The organism is Nonomuraea sp. NPDC048901, assembly GCF_040649695.1.
Lineage (GTDB): Bacteria > Actinomycetota > Actinomycetes > Streptosporangiales > Streptosporangiaceae > Nonomuraea.
The window spans coordinates 497,556-516,323 of sequence record NZ_JBEZFW010000002.1 but is presented as its reverse complement, the minus strand read 5'-3'; the positions used below and the strand labels follow the sequence as shown (position 1 = coordinate 516,323).

Annotated in this window: 17 protein-coding genes; 10 read left to right on the top strand and 7 right to left on the bottom strand. The window is 71.0% G+C overall.

Going from position 1 to position 18,768, the window contains the following annotated elements; translation table 11 throughout:
- Window positions 1-5 precede the first annotated feature (5 nt).
- Complete coding sequence (locus AB0C30_RS07475) at window positions 6-1,130, top strand: C45 family peptidase (protein ID WP_357940662.1); 1,125 nt, start codon at window positions 6-8, stop codon at window positions 1,128-1,130.
- Here the strand turns inward: AB0C30_RS07475 and AB0C30_RS07470 are convergent.
- The 3 genes from AB0C30_RS07470 to AB0C30_RS07460 are packed head-to-tail and all read right to left on the bottom strand — an operon-like array spanning window position 1,102 to window position 4,723.
- A complete protein-coding gene (locus AB0C30_RS07470) occupies window positions 1,102-2,586 on the bottom strand; it encodes an AMP-binding protein (RefSeq protein ID WP_357940660.1) in 1,485 nt (494 codons plus the stop codon). The genes AB0C30_RS07475 and AB0C30_RS07470 overlap by 29 nt on opposite strands.
- The gene (locus AB0C30_RS07465; protein WP_357940658.1) at window positions 2,586-3,560 is read right to left on the bottom strand and encodes an acyl-CoA dehydrogenase family protein; all 975 of its coding nucleotides are present in this window, start codon (window positions 3,558-3,560) and stop codon (window positions 2,586-2,588) included. The genes AB0C30_RS07470 and AB0C30_RS07465 overlap by 1 nt, the downstream gene beginning before the upstream one ends.
- The gene (locus tag AB0C30_RS07460; protein WP_357940656.1) at window positions 3,557-4,723 is read right to left on the bottom strand and encodes an acyl-CoA dehydrogenase family protein; all 1,167 of its coding nucleotides are present in this window, start codon (window positions 4,721-4,723) and stop codon (window positions 3,557-3,559) included. The genes AB0C30_RS07465 and AB0C30_RS07460 overlap by 4 nt, the downstream gene beginning before the upstream one ends.
- Window positions 4,724-4,882: 159 nt before the next feature.
- On the opposite strand from AB0C30_RS07460, the gene AB0C30_RS07455 reads away from it, so the two are divergent.
- The 4 genes from AB0C30_RS07455 (at window position 4,883) to AB0C30_RS07440 (ending at window position 9,111) form a co-directional block, all read left to right on the top strand.
- Window positions 4,883-6,115 (top strand): HAMP domain-containing sensor histidine kinase, encoded by a 1,233-nt coding sequence (locus tag AB0C30_RS07455; RefSeq protein ID WP_357940654.1) that lies wholly within the window; start codon window positions 4,883-4,885, stop codon window positions 6,113-6,115.
- Between the two features lie 3 nt (window positions 6,116-6,118).
- Window positions 6,119-7,468: a HAMP domain-containing sensor histidine kinase gene (locus AB0C30_RS07450; RefSeq protein WP_357940652.1), complete on the top strand. Its 1,350-nt coding sequence runs from the start codon at window positions 6,119-6,121 to the stop codon at window positions 7,466-7,468.
- A gap of 11 nt (window positions 7,469-7,479) precedes the next feature.
- On the top strand, window positions 7,480-8,079 hold the full coding sequence (locus tag AB0C30_RS07445) for a TetR/AcrR family transcriptional regulator (protein WP_357940650.1): 600 nt from the start codon (window positions 7,480-7,482) through the stop codon (window positions 8,077-8,079).
- 66 nt (window positions 8,080-8,145) lie between these two features.
- Window positions 8,146-9,111, top strand: coding sequence for a diiron oxygenase (locus AB0C30_RS07440; protein WP_357940648.1), 966 nt, complete (start codon window positions 8,146-8,148; stop codon window positions 9,109-9,111).
- A gap of 6 nt (window positions 9,112-9,117) precedes the next feature.
- Here AB0C30_RS07440 and AB0C30_RS07435 read toward each other — a convergent pair whose 3' ends face one another.
- Window positions 9,118-9,876 (bottom strand): class I SAM-dependent methyltransferase, encoded by a 759-nt coding sequence (locus AB0C30_RS07435; protein ID WP_357940646.1) that lies wholly within the window; start codon window positions 9,874-9,876, stop codon window positions 9,118-9,120.
- A gap of 119 nt (window positions 9,877-9,995) precedes the next feature.
- Here AB0C30_RS07435 and AB0C30_RS07430 point away from each other — a divergent pair, with 119 nt between their 5' ends.
- Together AB0C30_RS07430 and AB0C30_RS07425 are read left to right on the top strand one after the other, a co-directional pair.
- Complete coding sequence (locus tag AB0C30_RS07430; protein WP_357940644.1) at window positions 9,996-10,601, top strand: copper resistance CopC family protein; 606 nt, start codon at window positions 9,996-9,998, stop codon at window positions 10,599-10,601.
- Window positions 10,598-11,623 (top strand): CopD family protein, encoded by a 1,026-nt coding sequence (locus tag AB0C30_RS07425; protein WP_357940642.1) that lies wholly within the window; start codon window positions 10,598-10,600, stop codon window positions 11,621-11,623. The genes AB0C30_RS07430 and AB0C30_RS07425 overlap by 4 nt, the downstream gene beginning before the upstream one ends.
- Here AB0C30_RS07425 and AB0C30_RS07420 read toward each other — a convergent pair.
- Complete coding sequence (locus tag AB0C30_RS07420; RefSeq protein WP_357940640.1) at window positions 11,581-12,768, bottom strand: hypothetical protein; 1,188 nt, start codon at window positions 12,766-12,768, stop codon at window positions 11,581-11,583. The genes AB0C30_RS07425 and AB0C30_RS07420 overlap by 43 nt on opposite strands.
- 95 nt (window positions 12,769-12,863) lie before the next feature.
- A complete protein-coding gene (locus AB0C30_RS07415) occupies window positions 12,864-14,132 on the bottom strand; it encodes a cytochrome P450 (RefSeq protein WP_357940638.1) in 1,269 nt (422 codons plus the stop codon).
- Between the two features lie 97 nt (window positions 14,133-14,229).
- On the opposite strand from AB0C30_RS07415, the gene AB0C30_RS07410 reads away from it, so the two are divergent.
- From AB0C30_RS07410 to AB0C30_RS07400, 3 genes are read left to right on the top strand one after another with little or no spacing between them, the layout of a single operon-like run.
- A complete protein-coding gene (locus tag AB0C30_RS07410; protein ID WP_225289115.1) occupies window positions 14,230-14,637 on the top strand; it encodes a PaaI family thioesterase in 408 nt (135 codons plus the stop codon).
- A gap of 47 nt (window positions 14,638-14,684) precedes the next feature.
- Entirely contained in the window at window positions 14,685-17,438 is a 2,754-nt protein-coding gene (locus tag AB0C30_RS07405; RefSeq protein WP_357940635.1) for a CocE/NonD family hydrolase, read from the top strand.
- A gap of 41 nt (window positions 17,439-17,479) precedes the next feature.
- Window positions 17,480-18,385: an ABC transporter permease subunit gene (locus AB0C30_RS07400; protein ID WP_357940633.1), complete on the top strand. Its 906-nt coding sequence runs from the start codon at window positions 17,480-17,482 to the stop codon at window positions 18,383-18,385.
- Between the two features lie 203 nt (window positions 18,386-18,588).
- On the opposite strand, the gene AB0C30_RS07395 is transcribed toward AB0C30_RS07400, so the two are convergent.
- Window positions 18,589-18,714 (bottom strand): hypothetical protein, encoded by a 126-nt coding sequence (locus tag AB0C30_RS07395; protein WP_284734980.1) that lies wholly within the window; start codon window positions 18,712-18,714, stop codon window positions 18,589-18,591.
- Between the last annotated feature and the right edge of the window lie 54 nt (window positions 18,715-18,768).

The following is an 18,768-nucleotide window of genomic DNA, read 5'->3' as shown; positions in this document are numbered from 1 at the left end:
CGGTCATGAAGAACATGACGCAGATCGCGGGCGGCAGGAACGACTTCCAGCTCGTCCGCCACCTGACCCTCCACGGCAGCCAGGTCGAGATCGGCCGGGCGCTCACCGAGGAGGCCCTCAGGCTCGGCTGGGCCCCGACGCCCGCCGACCCCGCCGTCAACCGGGCCCGCCGGACCTGGTTCGAACGGCACTGGCCCCAGCACCACGCCCGCATGGACGGCGCCGCCGCGGCGCTCGGCCTCGACCCCGACCAGGACGAGCTGGCCCTCGACGGGCTGGGCTACGTGCCCGCGGGCTCGGGCTGCTCGGCGCTGTGGTGCCCGCCGTCCGCCGCCACCGACGGCCACGGCAGGGTGGGCCGCAACTACGACTTCTTCACCACGACCACCAGCGAGATCATGGGCCAGGCCGCCCGGCCCGGCGAGCTGCCGATGTCGTCCAGGCCGTACGTCATCACCACGGTGCCCGACACCGGCCTGGCCTCCACCGTCATCACGATGTCCGAGCTCGACGGCTGCATGGACGGCGTCAACGAGGCCGGTCTGGTCGTCATGCTGCTCATCGCCGACTTCTCCACCGCCGAGCCGCCCGAGAACGTCTCGCCGCAGGTCGGGGTGGGCAGCACGCAGTTGCCCCGGTTCCTCACCGACACCTGCGAGAACGTGGAGCAGGCCAAGCAGGCGCTCCTCGGCGCCAAGCAGTACGACCACGGCGTGCCGCTGCACTACCTCGTCGCCGACGCGCAGGGCCGGGCGTTCGTGTGGGAGCGCGGCGCGGACGGCGCGGAGCACATCATCGAGTTCGGCGACGCGCCGCTCTGCGTCACCAACCACCTCCTGCACCGCAATCCCGACCCGATGAACCTGCCCGAGGACACCGCGTCCAGCTTCCAGACGTACGGGCGGCTGCGTTCGCTGTACGAGCGGAGCAAGGGCGCGCTGATGTCGCCCGAGGACCTGCGCGCGAGCCTGCTGGCGGTGCGGCCGGACCCGGCGCTGCCGTTCCGCACGGTCTGGAGCACGGTCTTCGATCCGGCCGACCGCACCCTGTCGACCCGGTTCTACCTGGGCGACGAGAAGGGGTACACCGACGAGCTGGTCTTCACCGCGAGTCGAGGTACTCCTGCCTGACCTTGGACCGCGACAGCTTCCCCGTAGGCGTGCGGGGCAGCGCGTCCCGGTATTGGATCACCTTCGGGTGCTTGAACCGGGCGATGCGCGGCTCGCAGTGCCGCAGCAGCTCGGCGCTGAGCTCAGGATCGCCCGTGACGCCCGCCACCGGCTGGACGAGGGCGACCACGCTGTGCCCCCACTCCTCGTCGGGCACCCCGATGACGGCCACGTCCGCCACGAGGGGGTGCTCCAGCAGCGCGGCCTCGATCTCGGCCGGGTAGATGTTGACCCCGCCGGAGACGATCAGGTCGGTGCGCCGGTCGCACAGGAACAGGAAGCCGTCCTTGTCGAGGTAGCCGATGTCGCCGGGGGTGTACCACTCACCGCGCATGCTGGCGGCCGTCTTCGCCGGGTCCTTGCGGTATTCGAAGGTGCCCAGGCTGGACTTGACGTAGATCATGCCGGGCTCGCCGGGCGGCAGCTCCTGGCCGGCCTCGTCGAGGATCCTGACCTCGAACGTGGGCGCCGGCTTGCCCACGGTGCCGGGCCGGGCCAGCCAGTCGTGCGGCTTGACCGAGAAGGCGATCGTCGACTCGGTCGAGCCGTAGTACTCGTAGAGCACCGGCCCCCACCAGTCCATGATCCCCTGCTTGACCGCGACCGGGCAGGCCGCGCCGGTGTGGATGACCTGCCGCAGGCTCGACACGTCGTAACGCGCTTTGACCTCCTCCGGCAGCCGCAGCATCCGGTGGAACATGGTCGGGACCATCATCGCGTTCGTCACCTGGTGGCGCTCGACCAGCTCCAGGATGTTCTCCGGCTCGAAGCGCGGCGTGATCACCACGGTGTGGCCGAGGTGCAGCGCGAACTGTGTGTGGGCGCACGGCGCCGAGTGGTACATCGGCGAGGTGACCAGGTGCACGGCCTCGCCGGGCACCAGGTCCACGATCTCGCCGAGGAACCAGACATAGAGCGGGACGACCGCCTCGGGCTCGGCTCCGGACAGCGGCCGCTGCACGCCCTTGGGGAAGCCGGTGGTGCCGGAGGTGTACCACATGACGGCCCCGCCGGCCCGCCCGCCGGGCGCCTCTCCCGGCTGCCCCTCGGCCAGTCCGGCCGTGCCGATCTCGCTCCCGGGTACGTGGCCGTCGGCGGTGACCACGATCTTCGCGTCGCAGTCCTCCAGGATGTAGGCCACCTCCGCCTCGGTGAGATGCCAGTTGATCGGCACGTAGTAGAGGCCGATCTGCCCGGTCGCCATGATCATGATCACCGCGTCGAGGCCGTTCGGCAGCACGCCGGCCACCACGTCCCGGTCGGTCAGCCCACGGGCGCGCAGGCCGTGCGACACCTGGTTGACCCGGGTGAGCAGCTCGCCGTACGTGGTCCGGGACCCGTCCACGTCGACGACCGCGAGCCGGTCCGGGTCGGCGGCGGCGATCGCGTAGAAGCCGGGCAGTCCGCTGATGTCCATCACAGCTCCAGCAGCTCGGCGAGGCGGGCCCGGTGGATTCGTGGCGGGCCGAGCAGCACTTCGTCGGCCTTGGCCCGTTTGTAGAACAGGTGCGCGTCGTGCTCCCAGGTGTAGCCGATGCCGCCGTACAGCAGCAGGTGGTCACGGGCCACCTCGAAGCAGGCCCGCCCCACGTACGCCTGGGCGAGCGCGGCGGCGGCGGGCAGCTCCTCCGGCGACTCGTCGGCGGCCCAGGCGGCGAAGCGGACGATCGACTCGGCCTGCTCCAGCTTGCAGTGCATGTCGGCGAGCTTGTGCTTGACCCCCTGGTAGGAGCCGATGTAGCGGCCGAAGGCGACCCTGATCTTGGCGTAGGCGACGATGGCGGCCAGCGCGGCGCGCAGCACGCCGAGCTGCTCGGCCGCCAGCGCCACGGCGAGCAGGTCGTCGACGCCGTCCGGCAGCGGGCCGAGCTCACGGCGGGGCACGCCGTCCAGCTCCACGCGGGCCTGGCCGCGGGTCAGGTCGAGCGTCTCCAGGGCGGTCCTGGTGACGCCGGGCGCGGTGAGGTCGACGGCCGTCAGGACCCCGCCGTCGCGCAGCAGGAGGACGTCGGCCTCCATCCCGTTGAGCACCCGGTCGAGCTGGCCGATGGCGAGCGTGGCGGTGATCCGGCCCTCGGCGATGGCGGTCAGCAGCTCCTTGTCCGGCACCCGGGTCAGCGCGATCGTGGCGAACGCCGTGGCCAGGAAGGGTCCGGGCAGCAGCGCGGCACCCGTCTCCTCCAGTGCCACGGCCAGCTCCGCGAAGCCCGCGCCCGCCCCGCCGTACTCCTCCGGGATGATCAGCCCGGACAGGCCGAGCTCGCCGTTGAGCCGCGTGTACACCTCCCGGTCGTAGCCCTCGCGGACCTTGGTCAGCGGTGAGGCCGCGGCCAGGAACGAGCGGACGGCGGCGCGGAGCTCCTGCTGCTCCTGGCTGAGTACGAGCTTCACCCCTGCGTCCCCACCTTCAGGTCCTTGAACGGCACGGTCTTGTCCACCCGGGGCTCCGGCGGCAGGTTCAGCACGCGGTCGCCGATGATGTTGCGCATGATCTCGTTGGTGCCGCCGCCCAGCGACATGCCGGGCGCCATGGAGATCGCCTGCGCCAGCGGGTGGCCGCCGACGACCGCCTCGGGCCCGACGAGCCGGGTCGCGAGGTCGGCCTGGTACAGGTACAGCTCGGCCAGCAGCAGCTTGGCGGCGCTGCCGCGGGCACCGGGGAAGATCCCCGCCTTGGTCTCCTGGGAGAGGCGCTGGTTGAACAGGGCGAGCGCCCGCGAGCGGATGTGCAGCTCGACCAGCTCGTCCCTGACCAGCGGGTCGGCGGTGTCGACCACCTGGCGCAGCGCCGCCAGCGAGGTGGGGTCGTCCTTGCCCTGGCCCATGCCGACGCCCGCCGAGATCGACAGCCGCTCGTGCAGGAGCGTCGTGACGGCCACGCTCCAGCCGTCGTTGACCTCGCCGACGCGGTGCGCGTCGGGGATGGGGACGTCGTCGAAGAAGATCTCGTTGAAGTTGGCCCGGCCGGTCATGTCCTTGAGCGGCCGGATCGTGACGCCCGGATGGTGCATGTCGACCACGAACATGGTCAAGCCCTTGTGCTTGGGCACCTCGACGTCGGTGCGGGCCAGCAGCAGTCCCCAGTCGGCGTGGTGGGCGACCGAGGTCCAGACCTTCTGGCCGTTGACGATCCAGTCGTCGCCGTCGCGTACGGCCCTGGTCTGCAGGCTGGCCACGTCGCTGCCCGCGCCCGGCTCCGAGAAGAGCTGGCACCAGATCTCCTCGCCGCGCAGCAGCGGCCGGACGAAGCGTTCGCGCTGCTCGTCGGTGCCCCGGTCGACCAGCGTCGGGCCCGTCATGCCCAGGCCGATCGAGAAGACGTAGGTGGGCAAGGTGAAGTCCCGGGCCGCGGCGGCGAACGCGCGCTCCTCCGCCTGCGTCAGCCCCTGACCGCCCCAGCGGGCCGGCCAGGTGATGCCGGAGTATCCGGCGTCATAGAGCCGGGCCATGAAGTCCTTGGCCCTGGCGACCGGGTCGGTCTCCGGGGAGTCACCGGCCGGAGCGTTTTCGAGGAGCCAGGCCCTGGCGGCATGCCGATACTCATCAAGGTTCACATCGCCTCCCTGACATCAGTGCTCACTTACTCTAACCAGCCGAATGCGGCACGCATAGAGCGCCGTTCGGTTGGCGTTTTATCCGGATTTGTCGCCGAATCTCCGTTAATTAGGATGGGGGCTACTAGGTGTGATCGGCTGATCGCCGGGGGGAAAGGCGTGGTCACACGGTTCGGGCGGTCCGTGCGTGCGCGGTTGACGCTGTTCGCGAGCGTCGCCATGGCGCTGCTGTGCGTCGTGGTCAGCGCGTTCGCGCTGCACGCGGTGCACACCACGGCGGTCGGGCGCCGCACCAACGAGGTGCTCACCGCCGCCCTGCGCGTCGTGCACCTGGTCAAGCGGCATGAGCTGCCTCCGGTCATCAGCGGCGAGGTGGACGGGATCCAGGTCGTCGACTCTGCCGGACGGGTGGTGTCCGCGACGGCGAACCTGACCGGCCGCCCGCGCATGAGCGAGTGGACACCCGACGCCGACAACGCCAACCGCACCCGGGTCGTGTGCGACCTGCCCGGCTTCCCCGGCCGGTGCGAGATCCTGACGGTCCTGCGCGTCTATGAGCGGGGCGGCGACTGGCTGGTCTACGCGGCCGCGGCCATGGTGCCGCGCTACGTCCACCCGGCCGTGCTGGGGTTCCTGGGCGGCGACTCGCTCGCGCTGGTGGCGCTGACCTGGTTCGGCGTGTCCCGGGTGGTGGCCAGGACGCTCCGGCGGGTCGACCGGCTGGAGCACGCGGCCGAGCGGCAGCGCAGGTTCGTCGCCGACGTCTCGCACGACCTGCGCAGCCCGATCACCGCCATGCGCGCGGAGGTCGAAGAGGCCATGCTGTACCCCGGCGACGCCGACTGGCAGCGGACCGGGGTGGCGCTGCTGGGCAGCCTGGACCGCCTCCAGGCCATCGTCGGCGACCTGCTGACGCTGGCCCAGCTCGACGCGGGCGCCCCCGCCGTCCGCGAGCCCGTCGACCTGGCCGAGCTGGTGGGCGCCGAGACGGCCGGGCGGCGGTCCAAGCCGGTGATCACCACGCTGGAGCCGGGCGTGACCGTCATGGGCGACCCGGTCCGGCTGGCCCGCCTGCTCACCAACCTGCTGGACAACGCGGAGCGCCATGCCGAGTCCCAGGTCACGGTGACCGTACGGGAGCACGATGGAGTGGCCGTGATCGAGGTCGTGGACGACGGCGCGGGCATCGCGCCGGACCAGCGGGAGGTGGTGTTCCAGCGCTTCACCCGGCTGAGCGCCGCGCGCGAGCGCGACGCCTGCGGCACCGGGCTGGGGCTGGCCATCGCCCGCGAGATCGCGCTGGCTCACGGCGGCACCCTGACCCTGGAGGACTCCGACCGCGGCGCACGTTTCGTGGTGCGGCTCCCTCGGCTCCCCAGTGTGGAAGGCTGAGCGGTGTTCGCCAGGTGGTCGGTGCGGCGCCGGATGACGGTGGCCGCCCTGCTGTCGACGCTGGTCGGCTACTTCGTCACCGCGGTGCTCATCACACCGCTCGCGCACAGCGTGCTGACCGGGTACCAGATCGAGCACGCGGCCGGCGCGGCTCGCCGGGTCGCGGTCGGCGTCCAGCGGTCCGCGCCGGAGCGAATGAGGCCCGTGGCGAGCACCGAGGACGTCGATCTCCTCCAGGTGATCGACGACCACGGCACGGTACGGCAGGCCAGCCCGAGACTGCTGGGTTATCCGCCGCTCATCAGGGACGCCTCCACGGGCGATGACAACCGCCTGGACGCCACGGTCTGCACCAACCGGGTGCCGGGCGTGAAATGCCTGATCGTCGTGGGGTACCGGGTGCCGGTCGGGTCGGCGTTCTGGACGGTCTGCGCCTACGTCCCGGCAGTCCCCTGGTACATCAGCCCGCTCTATGTGGCGGGCGTGCTGCTCGCCGTGCTGCTGCTCTCCGCGATCTCCGCGTACGTGGCCAGGACGACGGTGGTCAAGGCGCTGCAGCCCGTCACGGACATCAAGACCGAGCTGGCCGAGATCACCGCCACGGACCTGGGCCGCCGGGTGCCGCCCTTGCCGCACCGCGACGAGCTCGACGACCTCGCCCGGACCGTGAACCAGACCCTGGACCGGCTGGAGCACGCGGTCCAGCAGGAGCGCAGGTTCGCCGCCGACGCCTCGCACGACCTGCGTACCCCGCTCACCGCGATGCGCGCCCAGATAGAGGAGGCCATGCTCCATCCGGACGAGGCCGACTGGCCGCGCACCGCCGTGGCCCTGCTGTCGAGCCTCGACCGGCTGCAGGCCATCGTCACCGACCTGCTGACGCTGGCCAAGCTCGACGCGGGCGCGCCCGGCCTGGGCGCCGACGTGAACCTGGCCGAGCTGGTCGAGGAGGAGCTGGCCCGCCGGCCGCCCGGCAAGCGCGTGGAGCTGGAGCTGCGGCCGGAGGTGGTGGTGACCGGTGACCCGCTGCGCCTGACCCGCCTGCTGGCGAACCTGCTCGACAACGCCGAGCGGCACGCCGAGTCCACGATCACCGTGACCGTCGACGAGCGGGACGACTGGGGCGTACTGGAGGTCCTGGACGACGGCGCGGGGATCGCGCCGGACCAGCGCGAGAACGTCTTCCGCCGGTTCACCCGGCTGGACGCCTCACGTAACCGCGACGCGGGGGGCACGGGGCTCGGGCTGCCCATCGCCCGCGAGATCGCCACGGCGCACGGTGGTACTCTCACGGTCGAAGATTCCGACATCGGTGCCCGGTTTGTCCTACAAATCCCCCGGGCTAGTAGTTAAAGTGGCCCGCTGTGACACGGGGTTTCAGCCGATTACGGCGCGAAGATTTACTGAAGACAGCCTGCGAAGTGATCGCCGAGCAGGGGTTCGGGCACACCAGGACGATCGACATAGCCAGAGCCGCCGGCGTGAGCCAGGCGCTGCTGTTCTACCACTTCGAGACCAAGGACGAGCTGTTCGCGCAGGCGTTCGCCTATGCCGCCCGGATGCATCTCGACACTCTGGACGCCATCGAGCGCTCGCCGGGCACGCCGCCCGAGCGGCTGCGGGCGCTGTTGCGCCGCTCCTCCCCCGCGGGCTCCTCCGATGGCTGGCGCCTGTGGATCGACGCCTGGTCGGAGTCCATGCGCAACAAGGAGCTCGAGCAGACCTCGCGACGGCTCGACCTGCGAGGCAGGACGCTGCTGCGCGGGATCATCGAGGCCGGCGTGGCGTCGGGCGACTTCGTCTGCCCCGATCCCGAGGAGTCCACCTGGCGGATCTTCGCGTTGCTCGACGGGCTGGCCATCCAGATCCACGTGCACCCCAAGGTCGTGTCGCGCCGCTGGGCCACCCGGCTGCTCCGTGCGACGGCCGCCGCCGAGGTCGGCCTGAACCCGGACGACCTGTGACTGGCGTCACTCTTCCCCTCTTATTGGATGCTTCGTACAATTACCGGGCGAGGAGAGGAGCAGGCGATGACACGCGCACCGAGCTCTACCACCGCCAGGGAGACCGACGAGCGGGTCGCCGACCGGAGCGCCTACGAGGCGGTCATCCAGCGCCTGTCGAAGGCGTCGGTCGACAAGCACTGGGAACCGTACAAGGACATCCCCTGGGAGGATCCGGAGTTCCTCGTCGACCAGACCGACCCTCGCTGGGAACTACCGCAGGTGGACAAGCTCGGCGCCCACCCGTGGTACCAAAGCCGCTCCCCCGAGACGCGGGCCAGGATCGGGCTGTGGCGGCTGGCCACGGCGATGAAGATCGGACTGCAGTTCGAGAACCTGCTCAAGCGCGGCCTGCTCAACTACGCCTACCGGCTGCCGAACGGGTCACCCGAATTCCGCTACGTCTACCACGAGACCATCGAAGAGGGACATCACGGGATGATGTTCCAGGAGTTCGTCAACCGCACGAAGCTCCCGGTGCGCGGCATGCCGGGGCCGCTCAGCCTCCTCGCCCAGGTCGCTCCCTGGATCCCGCTGATCTCGACCGAGCTGTTCTTCGTGTTCGTGCTCGGCGGCGAGGACCCGATCGACCACGTCCAGCGCAAGGTGCTCAAGGACGACCGGGTCCACCACCCGCTCGAAGAGACGATCATGCGCATCCATATCGCGGAGGAGGCCAGGCACATCTCCTTCGCCCGGCACTACCTGCGCAACCGGGTGCCGAGGATGCCGCGCTACCGGCGCCTCATGCTGGGTATCGCCTCGCCGATCATCCTGGGGATCATGGCCAGGATCATGCTGGCGCCACCGGGGCCGATGATCAGGCGGTTCGCCATCCCGCGTGACGTGGTGACCGAGGTGTACCTGCGCAATCCGGCGGCCAAGCGGGAGATCCGCGACTCGGTGGGCAAGACCCGCGAGCTGTGCACCGAGATCGGCCTGGTGAACGCTCTCACCCGGCCGATCTGGCAGGTCATGGGCATCTGGGCCTGAAGGTTTTTAGGAACGGCGGGCGACCAGCACTTCGGTGATCGCCCGCTCTTCCCACACGCCCGACGGGTTGGCGGCCAGGAGCACCCGCCGGACCGCGTCGGTGAACTCCGTCACCCTGTCGCCGAGCCTGTCGGGAGTGGTGTACGAGTACGACAGCTGCAGCCCGATCACGGCGTCGACGTCCCAGGTCAGCCGCTTTTCGAACAGGCTCGACTCCAGCCGGTCGAACGGCGAGTCCGCGAGCACGTCGTCATGGTGCTCCCCGCTGGCCTGGAAGGAGTTGGCCGCCGTGAACTCGTTCATCGCGAACTCGGCGCGCACCTCCCGCACGACCGGCTCCCACGCGTGCTCGCCGGGGTCGCGGGAGGGTCCGATCAGGGCCACCGCCCCGTCCGGCGGCAGCAGCAGGTCCAACTCGGCCAGTACGGCCCTGCGGTCCATCCAGTGGAACGACCTGCCCATGACGACGTCGTCGAAGGGCGGCAAGGCGGTCAATGTCGTGGAGTCGCCGGACAGCCAGCGGATGTTCGGCGTACCGGCGGCGACGCGTCTGCCCTCGGCCAGCATGCCCGCGTCCGGGTCCACGGCGATCACCTGGCGCACGGCCCCCGCCAGCGGGATCGCCACCGTACCGGGGCCGCAACCGAGGTCCAGCACCCGGCTGCCGGGGCCGAACGCCCGTGCCAGGCAGCCGATCGCCTCCTCCCCGTATCCGGGCCGGTACTTGGCGTAGAAGGGGGCGGCGCCGCCGAACAGGTTCGTCATGGTGAGACGATATTCGGGTTTCTGTTGGCGTCCACTCTTATGACGAGGGTGATGAGGAGGTCGCGTTGAGCGGCACGGTTCACCGGCTCACCCGGCGACAAGACTTTGCGAGTAGAGACTTGACGAGTTCGGTGCGGCGGCTGGTCGTGATCCTGCTGCTCGCCTTCGCCGGGGTGGGCGTCGCTCTCCCGGCGCGAGCGCACAACGTGCTGGTCGGCAGCGACCCCAAGGACGGCGCGACGCTGAGCGCCGCGCCCGGGCGGATCACGCTCGTGTTCGACCAGGCGGTACGCCAGGGATACGCGCAGGTGGGCGTGACCGGGGCCGACGGCACGGCGTGGGCCGACGGGACGGCCGAGGTCGCCGCCGAGAAGGTGTCGATCAAGGTCAAGCCGCTGCGGACGGCCGGGGCCTACGTGGTGGGCTACCGGATCCTGTCGGCCGACGGGCATCCGGTCACCGGCAAGATCAGTTTTACTCTCGCGGCGGGCGCCACGGCCGTACAGGAGGGCGCCGGGACGCAGGACGCCGTCAAGGGCGGCACCGGGGACGCCGGGGCCGAGGCCGCCGAGGCGGCGGCGAACGGCGGGGCGGGGATGGCCGTGGTCTGGATCGTGGGGGCGCTGCTGGTGCTGGCCGCCGGCACGGCCGTGTCGCTGCGCCGCGCCCGCACCCCGGCCCCAGCCGACAGCGAGAGGCGCGACAACGAAGGGGCGGGCGCGTGACGATCACCGCGCCCCCTGGGCAGCGCATCGGCGGGCGGTGGGTGGTCGGGGCGTTCGCGGTGTGCGCGATCGTCGCCGCCGTGGCGGCCAGCACGTTCACCGCCCAGGAGGCGGTGCCGGGCATCCCGATGCCGGGGCCGGTCGTGGCGTACGGGCTGCCGATCGTACGGGTGCTGCTCGATCTGGCGGCCGTGGCCGTGGTGGGGCTGAGCCTGGTGCCCAAGCTGCTCGGCTTCGACGCGCCGGAGCTGACCGAGCCGGTCCTGCGCAGGACGCGGCCGCTCACCGTCACCGCCGCGTGGGCGTGGGCGGTCTGCGCGCTGCTGACGATCGTGTTCCAGACGGCCGAGCTGAACCCGGGCGGCCTGCCCACGGTCGGCATGATCGCCGCCTACGTCGACGGCGTCGGCACCGGGCAGGGCCTGCTGTTCAGCGCCGCGTGCGCGCTGGTGGCGGCGGGCATCGGGCTAATGGCCGTGCGGTTCGGCGAGAAGGTGCCCGCCGAGCTGCGGATCATCGTGGCGCTGTTCGGCCTGCTGCCGATTCCGGTGACCGGTCACGCGGTCAACTCCGTCTGGCACGACCCCATCATGATCGCGATGGAGACGCACGTGATGGGCGCGGCGGCGTGGGCGGGCGGCCTGGTGGCGGTGGCGGTGTTCGTCGCGCCGCGGCCGTCGCTGCTGGCCGCCGCGCTGCCGCGCTTCTCCAGGATGGCGACCGTCTGCCTGCTGCTGGTCGGCCTGTCCGGGCTGATCACCGGGCTGGGCACGATGGCGCTGACGCCCGGCGTGGAGCTGCCGGGCGCCATCGTGACCAGCCACTACGGGGTGCTCGTGGTGGTGAAGCTGACGCTCACCGCGTTGCTGGTGCCGCTGGCCGGGCACATCAGGTTCCGGCTGCTGCCGTTGATCCGCCGGGCCGAGCCCACGGCCGTGGTCGGCTGGGTGGCCGCCGAGGTCGCCCTGATGGGGATGGCCTACGGCGTGGCGGTCGCGATCACCCGGGCCTCGATCGGCTGACGCCGCGTCGCGAGCCACTCGCAGACCAGCCAGGCGATCATCAGCCCCGCCCCGGCCCAGACGGCCGACGACGGGACCAGGGGCGGCGCGCCGAGCAGGCCGGTCTGCTCCTTCAGCGCGCCGTACACCGCTCCCATGATCGAGCTCTGCGCGGTGAGCGCGCCGTAGACGGCGGCCGTCGCCACGGCCGCCCCGATCACCGCGCGCACCGGCGCCAGACCCCGCATGGGCAGACGTACGGCGAACGCGAGATCCACGCAGATACCGGCGATCACCAGGAAGTACGGCAGCGCGGACGGCGGGAAATTGGTCAACGTCAGCAACGGCCAGGCCACCGTCCTGAAGGCCAGGTAGGAGCCGGCCACCAGCGTCGCCGCCCCGAACCTGCCGATCATCATCCGGGCCACGACCAGCACGGTCACGCCGACGACCACCGCGTACACCGGATAGAGGAAGTCCGGCACGGGAAGGGTGAAGTTGGTCATCATCACCCGGTCGACCGGACGGCCCATCTGGTCGGCGGCGAACCGCAGCAGGATGGGCTCGGCGTAGATGGCGTGGTTGTCCCAGGCGCCGATCGACAGGATGCCGTATTCCTGGTGCTGCTCAGGGAAGTGCACGTTCTCCAGGAAGAACGCGAAGAACGCGCCCAGCATGACCGTGCGCTCCCTGCCGGGCGGCGCACCCATGAACCAGCCGCGGATCACCCCGGCGATCATGAAGAACGAGCCCCCGTACAGCATAAGATGGGACGGGCTCCACGAGGTGATGTCCAGGCCGTTGACCCGGTGGTTGATCAGGTCGAGCGGCACCGCGACGAGAAATATGCCGGTGCCCCACTGGATCAGCCGGAGCGCCGCCTTGTCCACGCCGAAGCCGGTGTAGCCGTGGATCACGGTCAGCGCGAGGGCCAGGGCCGTGCCGACGGAGTTGAGCAGGTGAGGCGGCGCCAGGTCGTCGCGCAGCCACTTGAAGTGCCAGGAGACGTCCCAGGTCGCGCCGAGCACCTTGAACGTGAACGCCACCAGCCAGCCGTAGTAGAGAACCCTGAACAGGTCGGGCGGCGTCTCGCGCCCCGCCTGCCCGCGGGTCCAGTGCGGCAGGGCCCACTCGGCGGCGGTCTTGATGATTGCGGGAGGCTTCACGGCGGAAATCTTACGATGCCTTCTTCCGGAGCAATACGTGCATGTCCCTCGTGCTGTTGTTCTGCCGTCGAAGGCATCGAGACCGGCGCTCATGGTCAGGCGGAGGTCGACGGCTTTCCTCGGTGACTCAGCCGTACGGGCAGGTGTTTGAGTCCGTTCTGGAAGTTGGACGTGAGGCGGACGGGCGCCCCCGCGAGCTCGACGTCCCAGGCGAGCAGCTCGGCGAAGACCGCCCGGAACTGCACGCGCGCCAGGTGGGCGCCGAGGCAGAAGTGCGGGCCGAAGCCGAAGCTGACGTGGTCGTTCGGGGTGCGGGCGATGTCGAACCGGTCGGGGTCGGTGAAGACGGACGGGTCGCGGTTGGCGGAGGCGTGGTAGACGACGACCTTCTCGCCCGCGCGGATGCTCCGGCCGCCGAGTGTGAGGTCGCGGGTGGCCGTACGGCGGAAGTCCATGACCGGCGGCCAGAACCGCAGCATCTCCTCCACCGCCGAGCCGAGCAGGGCGGGGTCGGCGCGCAGCCGGGCCAGCTGGGCGGGGTGGTCGAGGAGGGTGAGCAGGCCGCCGGGGATGCCGTTGCGCAGCGTCTCGTTGCCGGCGACGGCGAACAGGAAGAACATGTTCTCGAACTCCGCCTCGGTCAGGCCGCCGTCCCTCATGGCCGACATGACCGACTCGCCGTGGGTGGTCTTGGCCAGCGCGTGGGCGTACGCGAACATGTCCGCCAATGCCGCCCGGGAGCGGGGGTTCACCCCTGGCCCGAGCCGCGGACGGGAGGCGGTGGCGAGGCGGCCGATCGGGCTGAGCGACTCGGCGTCGGCCGTGGACAGCCCCGCGTAGTCGGCGTCCTGGTAGCCGATCACCCGGGACGCCCAGTCGTACAGCAGCCGCCTGTCCTCGTCCGGCACGCCCATGACGTGCGCGAGCGTCCAGACGGGCAGGTCGGCGGCGACCTCCACGAAGTCGCAGCCGCCCGCGGCGAAGAGCGACGCGGCCCGCTCGGCGATCGTCCGCTCCAGCGCCCGCACCGCGCGCGGCGTGAACGCGGCCGCCACGATCCTGCGCAGCCGGGAGTGGTCCGGCGGGTCCGTGTTCAGCATCATCGCCTGCACGAAGGCCAGGTCGGCGGGGGTGTCGGGGTCACGGATCTGCGTGGCGCCCAGGTGCGAGGAGAAGTCGTCGGCCGCGCGCAGCACGTGCTTGACGTCGGCGTGCCGGAACACGCCCCAGTATCCGGGCCCCTCGCGCCACGGGCCGACCGCCGGTTCGGGAATCCGGCAGACGGGGGCTTCCCGCCGCAACCGGTCGTAGAGGTCGTACGGGACGGCGTGCGCGTACGTGGCGGGCAGGAAGACCTCACTCACTGGCGGCTTTTCCACAGGCGGCGTCCGTGGCAGGAAGTTATCCACAGGCTCTCGCCGCGTCTCCTCGCTCATGCCTGCCAGCCTGCATGATGGGCGGGTGACTCCAGAAGACGGTGAGGCCATTCTGCGCGACTACTTCGCGCCTTGGATCCAGCAGCTCGGGCTGCGCGTGCGGGAGCTGGGTGAGCGCCACGCGGTGGTGTGCCTGCCCTGGTCCGACGCGCTGGCCAGAGAGGGCGGCGGGCTGTGTGGCCAGGCCATGATGGCCGCCGCCGACACGGCCACGGTCATCGCGATCTCCTCGGCCAGGGGCGGGTTCGTGCCGATGACGACGGTGCAGCAGTCGACGACGTTCCAGCGGCCGGTGACGGGCAAGGACGTACTCATCGACGTACGCATCTCCAAACTCGGCCGGACGCTGGCCTTCTCCGACGTGACGCTGACGGCCGACGGGGCGGCCGAGCCGGCCGCGCGGGCGTCCACGGTCTACGCGATCTTGGGCTGATCCGCTGTCTCAGGGGTTTCTCAGGTGCGGAAAGTAGGCTCAACCACATGAAACGTGTGGCCGCGCTGGTCGCGGTACTCGCCCTCGTGGGGGTGGTGACGTGGCTGGTGTGGCCGTCCGCCCCCGAGGCGAAGGGCCTCGACCAGCGCATCTCCGTCGTCGACGGGCCGGCCGATGACCAGCGGGTCGAGCTCGACGCGACGTTCTTCCCGGCCGCGGGTGGCGGGAAGGCTCCGGTCGTGCTGCTCGCGCACGGGTTCGGCGGCAGCAAGCAGAGCGTGCGCCAGCAGGCTCAGCGACTGGCGCAGGACGGCTACGCGGTGCTGAGCTGGTCGGCTCGCGGCTTCGGCCGTTCGACCGGCGAGATCGCGCTCAACTCCGCCGACTACGAGGTCAAGGACGTCAAGCAGCTCATCGACTGGCTGGCCAAGCGGCCCGAGGTCCGGCTCGACGCACCCGGCGACCCGCGTGTGGGCATCGCGGGCGGCTCGTACGGCGGAGCCATCGCGCTGATGACGGCCGCCTATGACAGCCGCGTGGACGCGATCGTGCCGCAGATCACCTGGGCCGACCTGGCCGACTCGCTGTTCCCCGACGGCGGCGGCCAGGGTCCGGCCAACGGCGTGTTCAAGCGCATGTGGGCGGGCTACTTCTTCGGCCGCGGCGCCCCGGTCCAGGGCGGCGGCGCGACTCAGGGGCTCGGCGCGGCTCAGGGACTGGGCGCGCTCAGTCAGCAGAGCGTGCCGCTGACGGCCGAGCAGGCCAGGTGCGGCAGGTTCCTGCCCGCGGTCTGCGAGATGTACCAGCAGGTCGCCAAGACCGGGCGGGCCACGCCGGAGGCCATCGAGCTGCTGCGCAAGTCCAGTCCGGTGACGGTGGCCGGCCGCATCAAGGCGCCGACGCTGCTCATCCAGGGGCAGCGCGACTCGCTGTTCCCGCTCGGCCAGGCCGACGCCAACGCCAAGGCGATCGCCGCCGCGGGCACGCCGGTGAGCCTGGCCTGGTTCGACGGCGGCCACGACGGCGGCAACGGCGAGGCCGACTGGCTCTACGACCAGACGGCCGGCTGGTTCGGCCACTACCTCAAGGGTGACGGCTCACCGGTCCCGGAGCGGTTCACCGTGACCCGTGACGGCGGCCGCGACCCCGGCACCCGCCAGCGCATCAGGCTCCACCCCGAGTCCGCCGCCTACCCCGGCCTCGGCGGCACCGCCACCACCGCGGTCACGCTCAAGGGCCCCGAGCAGAACATCGCCAACCCGCCCGGCGGGTCACCCGCCTCCATCTCCACAGTGCCCGGCACCGGCGGCCTGCTCGGCGGGAGCGGCGGCGCGACCAACCTCAGCGTCGGGCTCGACATGCCCGGCCAGGTGGCCGTCTTCGAGTCGGCGCCGCTCACCGCCCCGCTCCAGCTCACCGGCAGCCCTTCGGTCAAGCTGAAGGTCTACGGCAAGGGCCAGGTGACGCTGTTCGCCAAGGTCTATGACGTGGCCGACACCGTACAGCCGCCCAACCTGCCCGCCGGGCTGGTCTCGCCGCTGCGCGTGACGGTTCCGGAAGGCGCCGACAGCGTGGAGGCCACGGTCACGCTGCCCGCCGTCGACTACCGCTTCGCGGTGGGACACCGGCTGCGGCTGGCGGTGACGACGACCGACATGGGTTACGCGACACCCGCCGAACCGGCCTCCTACCGGGTCGGCCTGGCGGCGCCCGCCCTCGCCGTACCGACGGTGTCCGCGCTGGCCGCACCCACGACCGGGGTGGCGTGGTGGGTGTGGGCGATGCCGCTCGCCGCCATCGCGCTGGCCGCGCTCATCATGGCCACCGGCCGGACCCCGTCCCGCCGCCGGATCCTCGCTGCACGCGACCGCCGCCGGACCGCCACCGTCCAGAAGGACGGCAGCCCGTCCGACGTGCACGGCGAGGACGACGGCCATGCCATCGCCGTCCGGGGCAACGGTCGATCCGGTGTCTTCGTGAAGGACGCCGATCCGTCCGGCGCGGGACGTGTACCCGGTGGAGCGGAACCCGTGCCCGATGGAACGGGACCCGTGCCTGGCGAAGAGGTGCCGTTGGAGATCAGGGGGCTCACCAAGGCGTACCGCAATGGTGAGCTGGCCGTGGACGACCTGTCGTTCCGGGTCGAGCGCGGTCAGGTGCTGGGCCTGCTCGGCCCCAACGGCGCGGGCAAAACGACCACGATGCGCATGATGATGGGCCTCATCCAGCCCGACGCCGGTGAGGTCCGCATCTTCGGCGACCGGGTGACACCCGGCGCGCCCGTACTGTCCAGGCTCGGGTCGTTCGTCGAGGGGCCCGGGTTCCTGCCGCACCTGTCCGGCCGCGACAACATCGAGCTCTACTGGGCCGCCACCGGCCGCCCCGCCGCCGACGCCCGGTTCGACGAAGCTCTGGAGATCGCGGATCTGGGCAAGGCGCTGGAGCGGGCCGTACGCACCTACTCGCAGGGCATGCGGCAACGGCTGGCGATCGCCCAGGCCATGCTCGGGCTGCCCGACCTGCTCGTCCTCGACGAACCCACCAACGGCCTCGACCCGCCCCAGATCAGGGAGATGCGCGAGGTGCTCAAGCGCTATGCCCGCGACGGCCGTACGGTGATCGTCTCCAGCCACCTCCTGGCGGAGGTCGAACAGACGTGCAGCCATGTGGTGGTCATGCACAGAGGCCGTCTGGTGTCGGCGGGTCCGGTGTCAGTGCTGCTCAGTGCCGCCACCTCCACCAACGGACATGGGCCGCGCCTCGAAGACGTGTTCCTCGACCTCATCGGAGAGAAGTCGTGACCCACGGCTCCACAAACGGCTCAACCAACGGGACCGCGACCTTGACCGGGTCAGGGACCGCGACAGGCTCCGCGCCAGGTTCCGCGACCGGGTCCACCGCCCGGTCGGCGACCGGCTACGCGCCCCGCCGGACGTTGCCGTTGCGGGTCGAGATCGTCAGGCAGTTCAAGCGGCGGCGCACGCTCGTCATGTTCGGGCTGCTGCTCGCGCTGCCGTGGATCCTGGTGATCGCCTTCCAGTTCGGCCCGCAGTCCAGCGGACAGCAGCAGTCGGCGCTGCGCATCTCGGACCTGGCGACGGCCGGCGGTCTCAACTTCGCGGCGTTCGCCCTGTCGGTGTCGGCCAACTTCCTGCTGGTCGTGGCCGTCGCCCTGTTCTGTGGCGACACCGTGGCGAGCGAGGCCAGCTGGTCGTCGCTGCGATACCTGCTGGCCGCGCCGGTGCCGCGTGACCGGCTGCTGCGGCAGAAGATCATCGTGGCGCTCGGCTACTCGGCGGCGGCGGTGATCTGCCTGCCCCTGATGGCACTGCTCGCCGGCACACTCGCGTTCGGCTGGCACGACATTCAGGTGCCCGGCACGGGTGAGACGATCCCGGCGCTCGACGTGCTGCCGCGCTTCGGCATCGTGATCGGCTACGCCCTGGTGAGCCAGCTGGTGGTGGCGGCGCTGGCGTTCCTCATCTCCACGATGACCGACTCACCGCTCGGCGCGGTGGGCGGGGCGGTGGGCCTGTGGATCATCAGCACCATCCTGCAGGCCGTGGAGGCGCTGGGGTCGCTGCGGGAGTTTCTACCGACCTTCTGGAACACGGCCTGGCTGGACGCCATCGCACCGGAGCTCGACTGGAGCGGCATGGCCAAGGGCGCGTCGGTGTCGGTGACGTACGCGGCCATCCTGATCGCGGTGGCCTTCCGCCGCTTTCGCCGCAAGGACGTGGTCAGCTAAGACGCCCGCCGCTGCAGGAAGATCCGCCACCGCCGCCGGGGCCGCCCGCCTTCGGTGGCGCAGGCCCCTCAGCGGCACGGTGGCGGACGTCTGCGCCGGCCGGTGACGTACTTCTGGCGGAGTAGCAAGGCGGCCTGCCGCGGGACGGTCTCCGTACCTGGCCTGCCTGCCTTACCAGCGCCCAAGGCGCGCCTCACGGACGGTCACCCCCAGTGAGGTGGCTTGTCGTCCAGGTAGAAGGAGTCCGGGTCGGTGTCCTGGGAGTCGCGCCAGTCGCCCCAGCCGAGGTCCGTATCGTCGCCCGTCTGCTCCGGGAGGAATTCACTCACGGTATACATGCTACTCAGAGGGACAAACCCATTCCCGGCCCGCGCGGCTTATCC

Bases quoted from the DNA above. Each gene is read 5' to 3' on its own strand.
- AB0C30_RS07470 (WP_357940660.1), bottom strand. From the start codon at position 2,586: ATGGACATCAGCGGACTGCCCGGCTTCTACGCGATCGCCGCCGCCGAC.
- AB0C30_RS07435 (WP_357940646.1), bottom strand. From the start codon at position 9,876: ATGACGAACCTGTTCGGCGGCGCCGCCCCCTTCTACGCCAAGTACCGG.
- AB0C30_RS07475 (WP_357940662.1), top strand. From the start codon at position 6: ATGAAGAACATGACGCAGATCGCGGGCGGCAGGAACGACTTCCAGCTC.
- AB0C30_RS07440 (WP_357940648.1), top strand. From the start codon at position 8,146: ATGACACGCGCACCGAGCTCTACCACCGCCAGGGAGACCGACGAGCGG.
- AB0C30_RS07405 (WP_357940635.1), top strand. From the start codon at position 14,685: ATGAAACGTGTGGCCGCGCTGGTCGCGGTACTCGCCCTCGTGGGGGTG.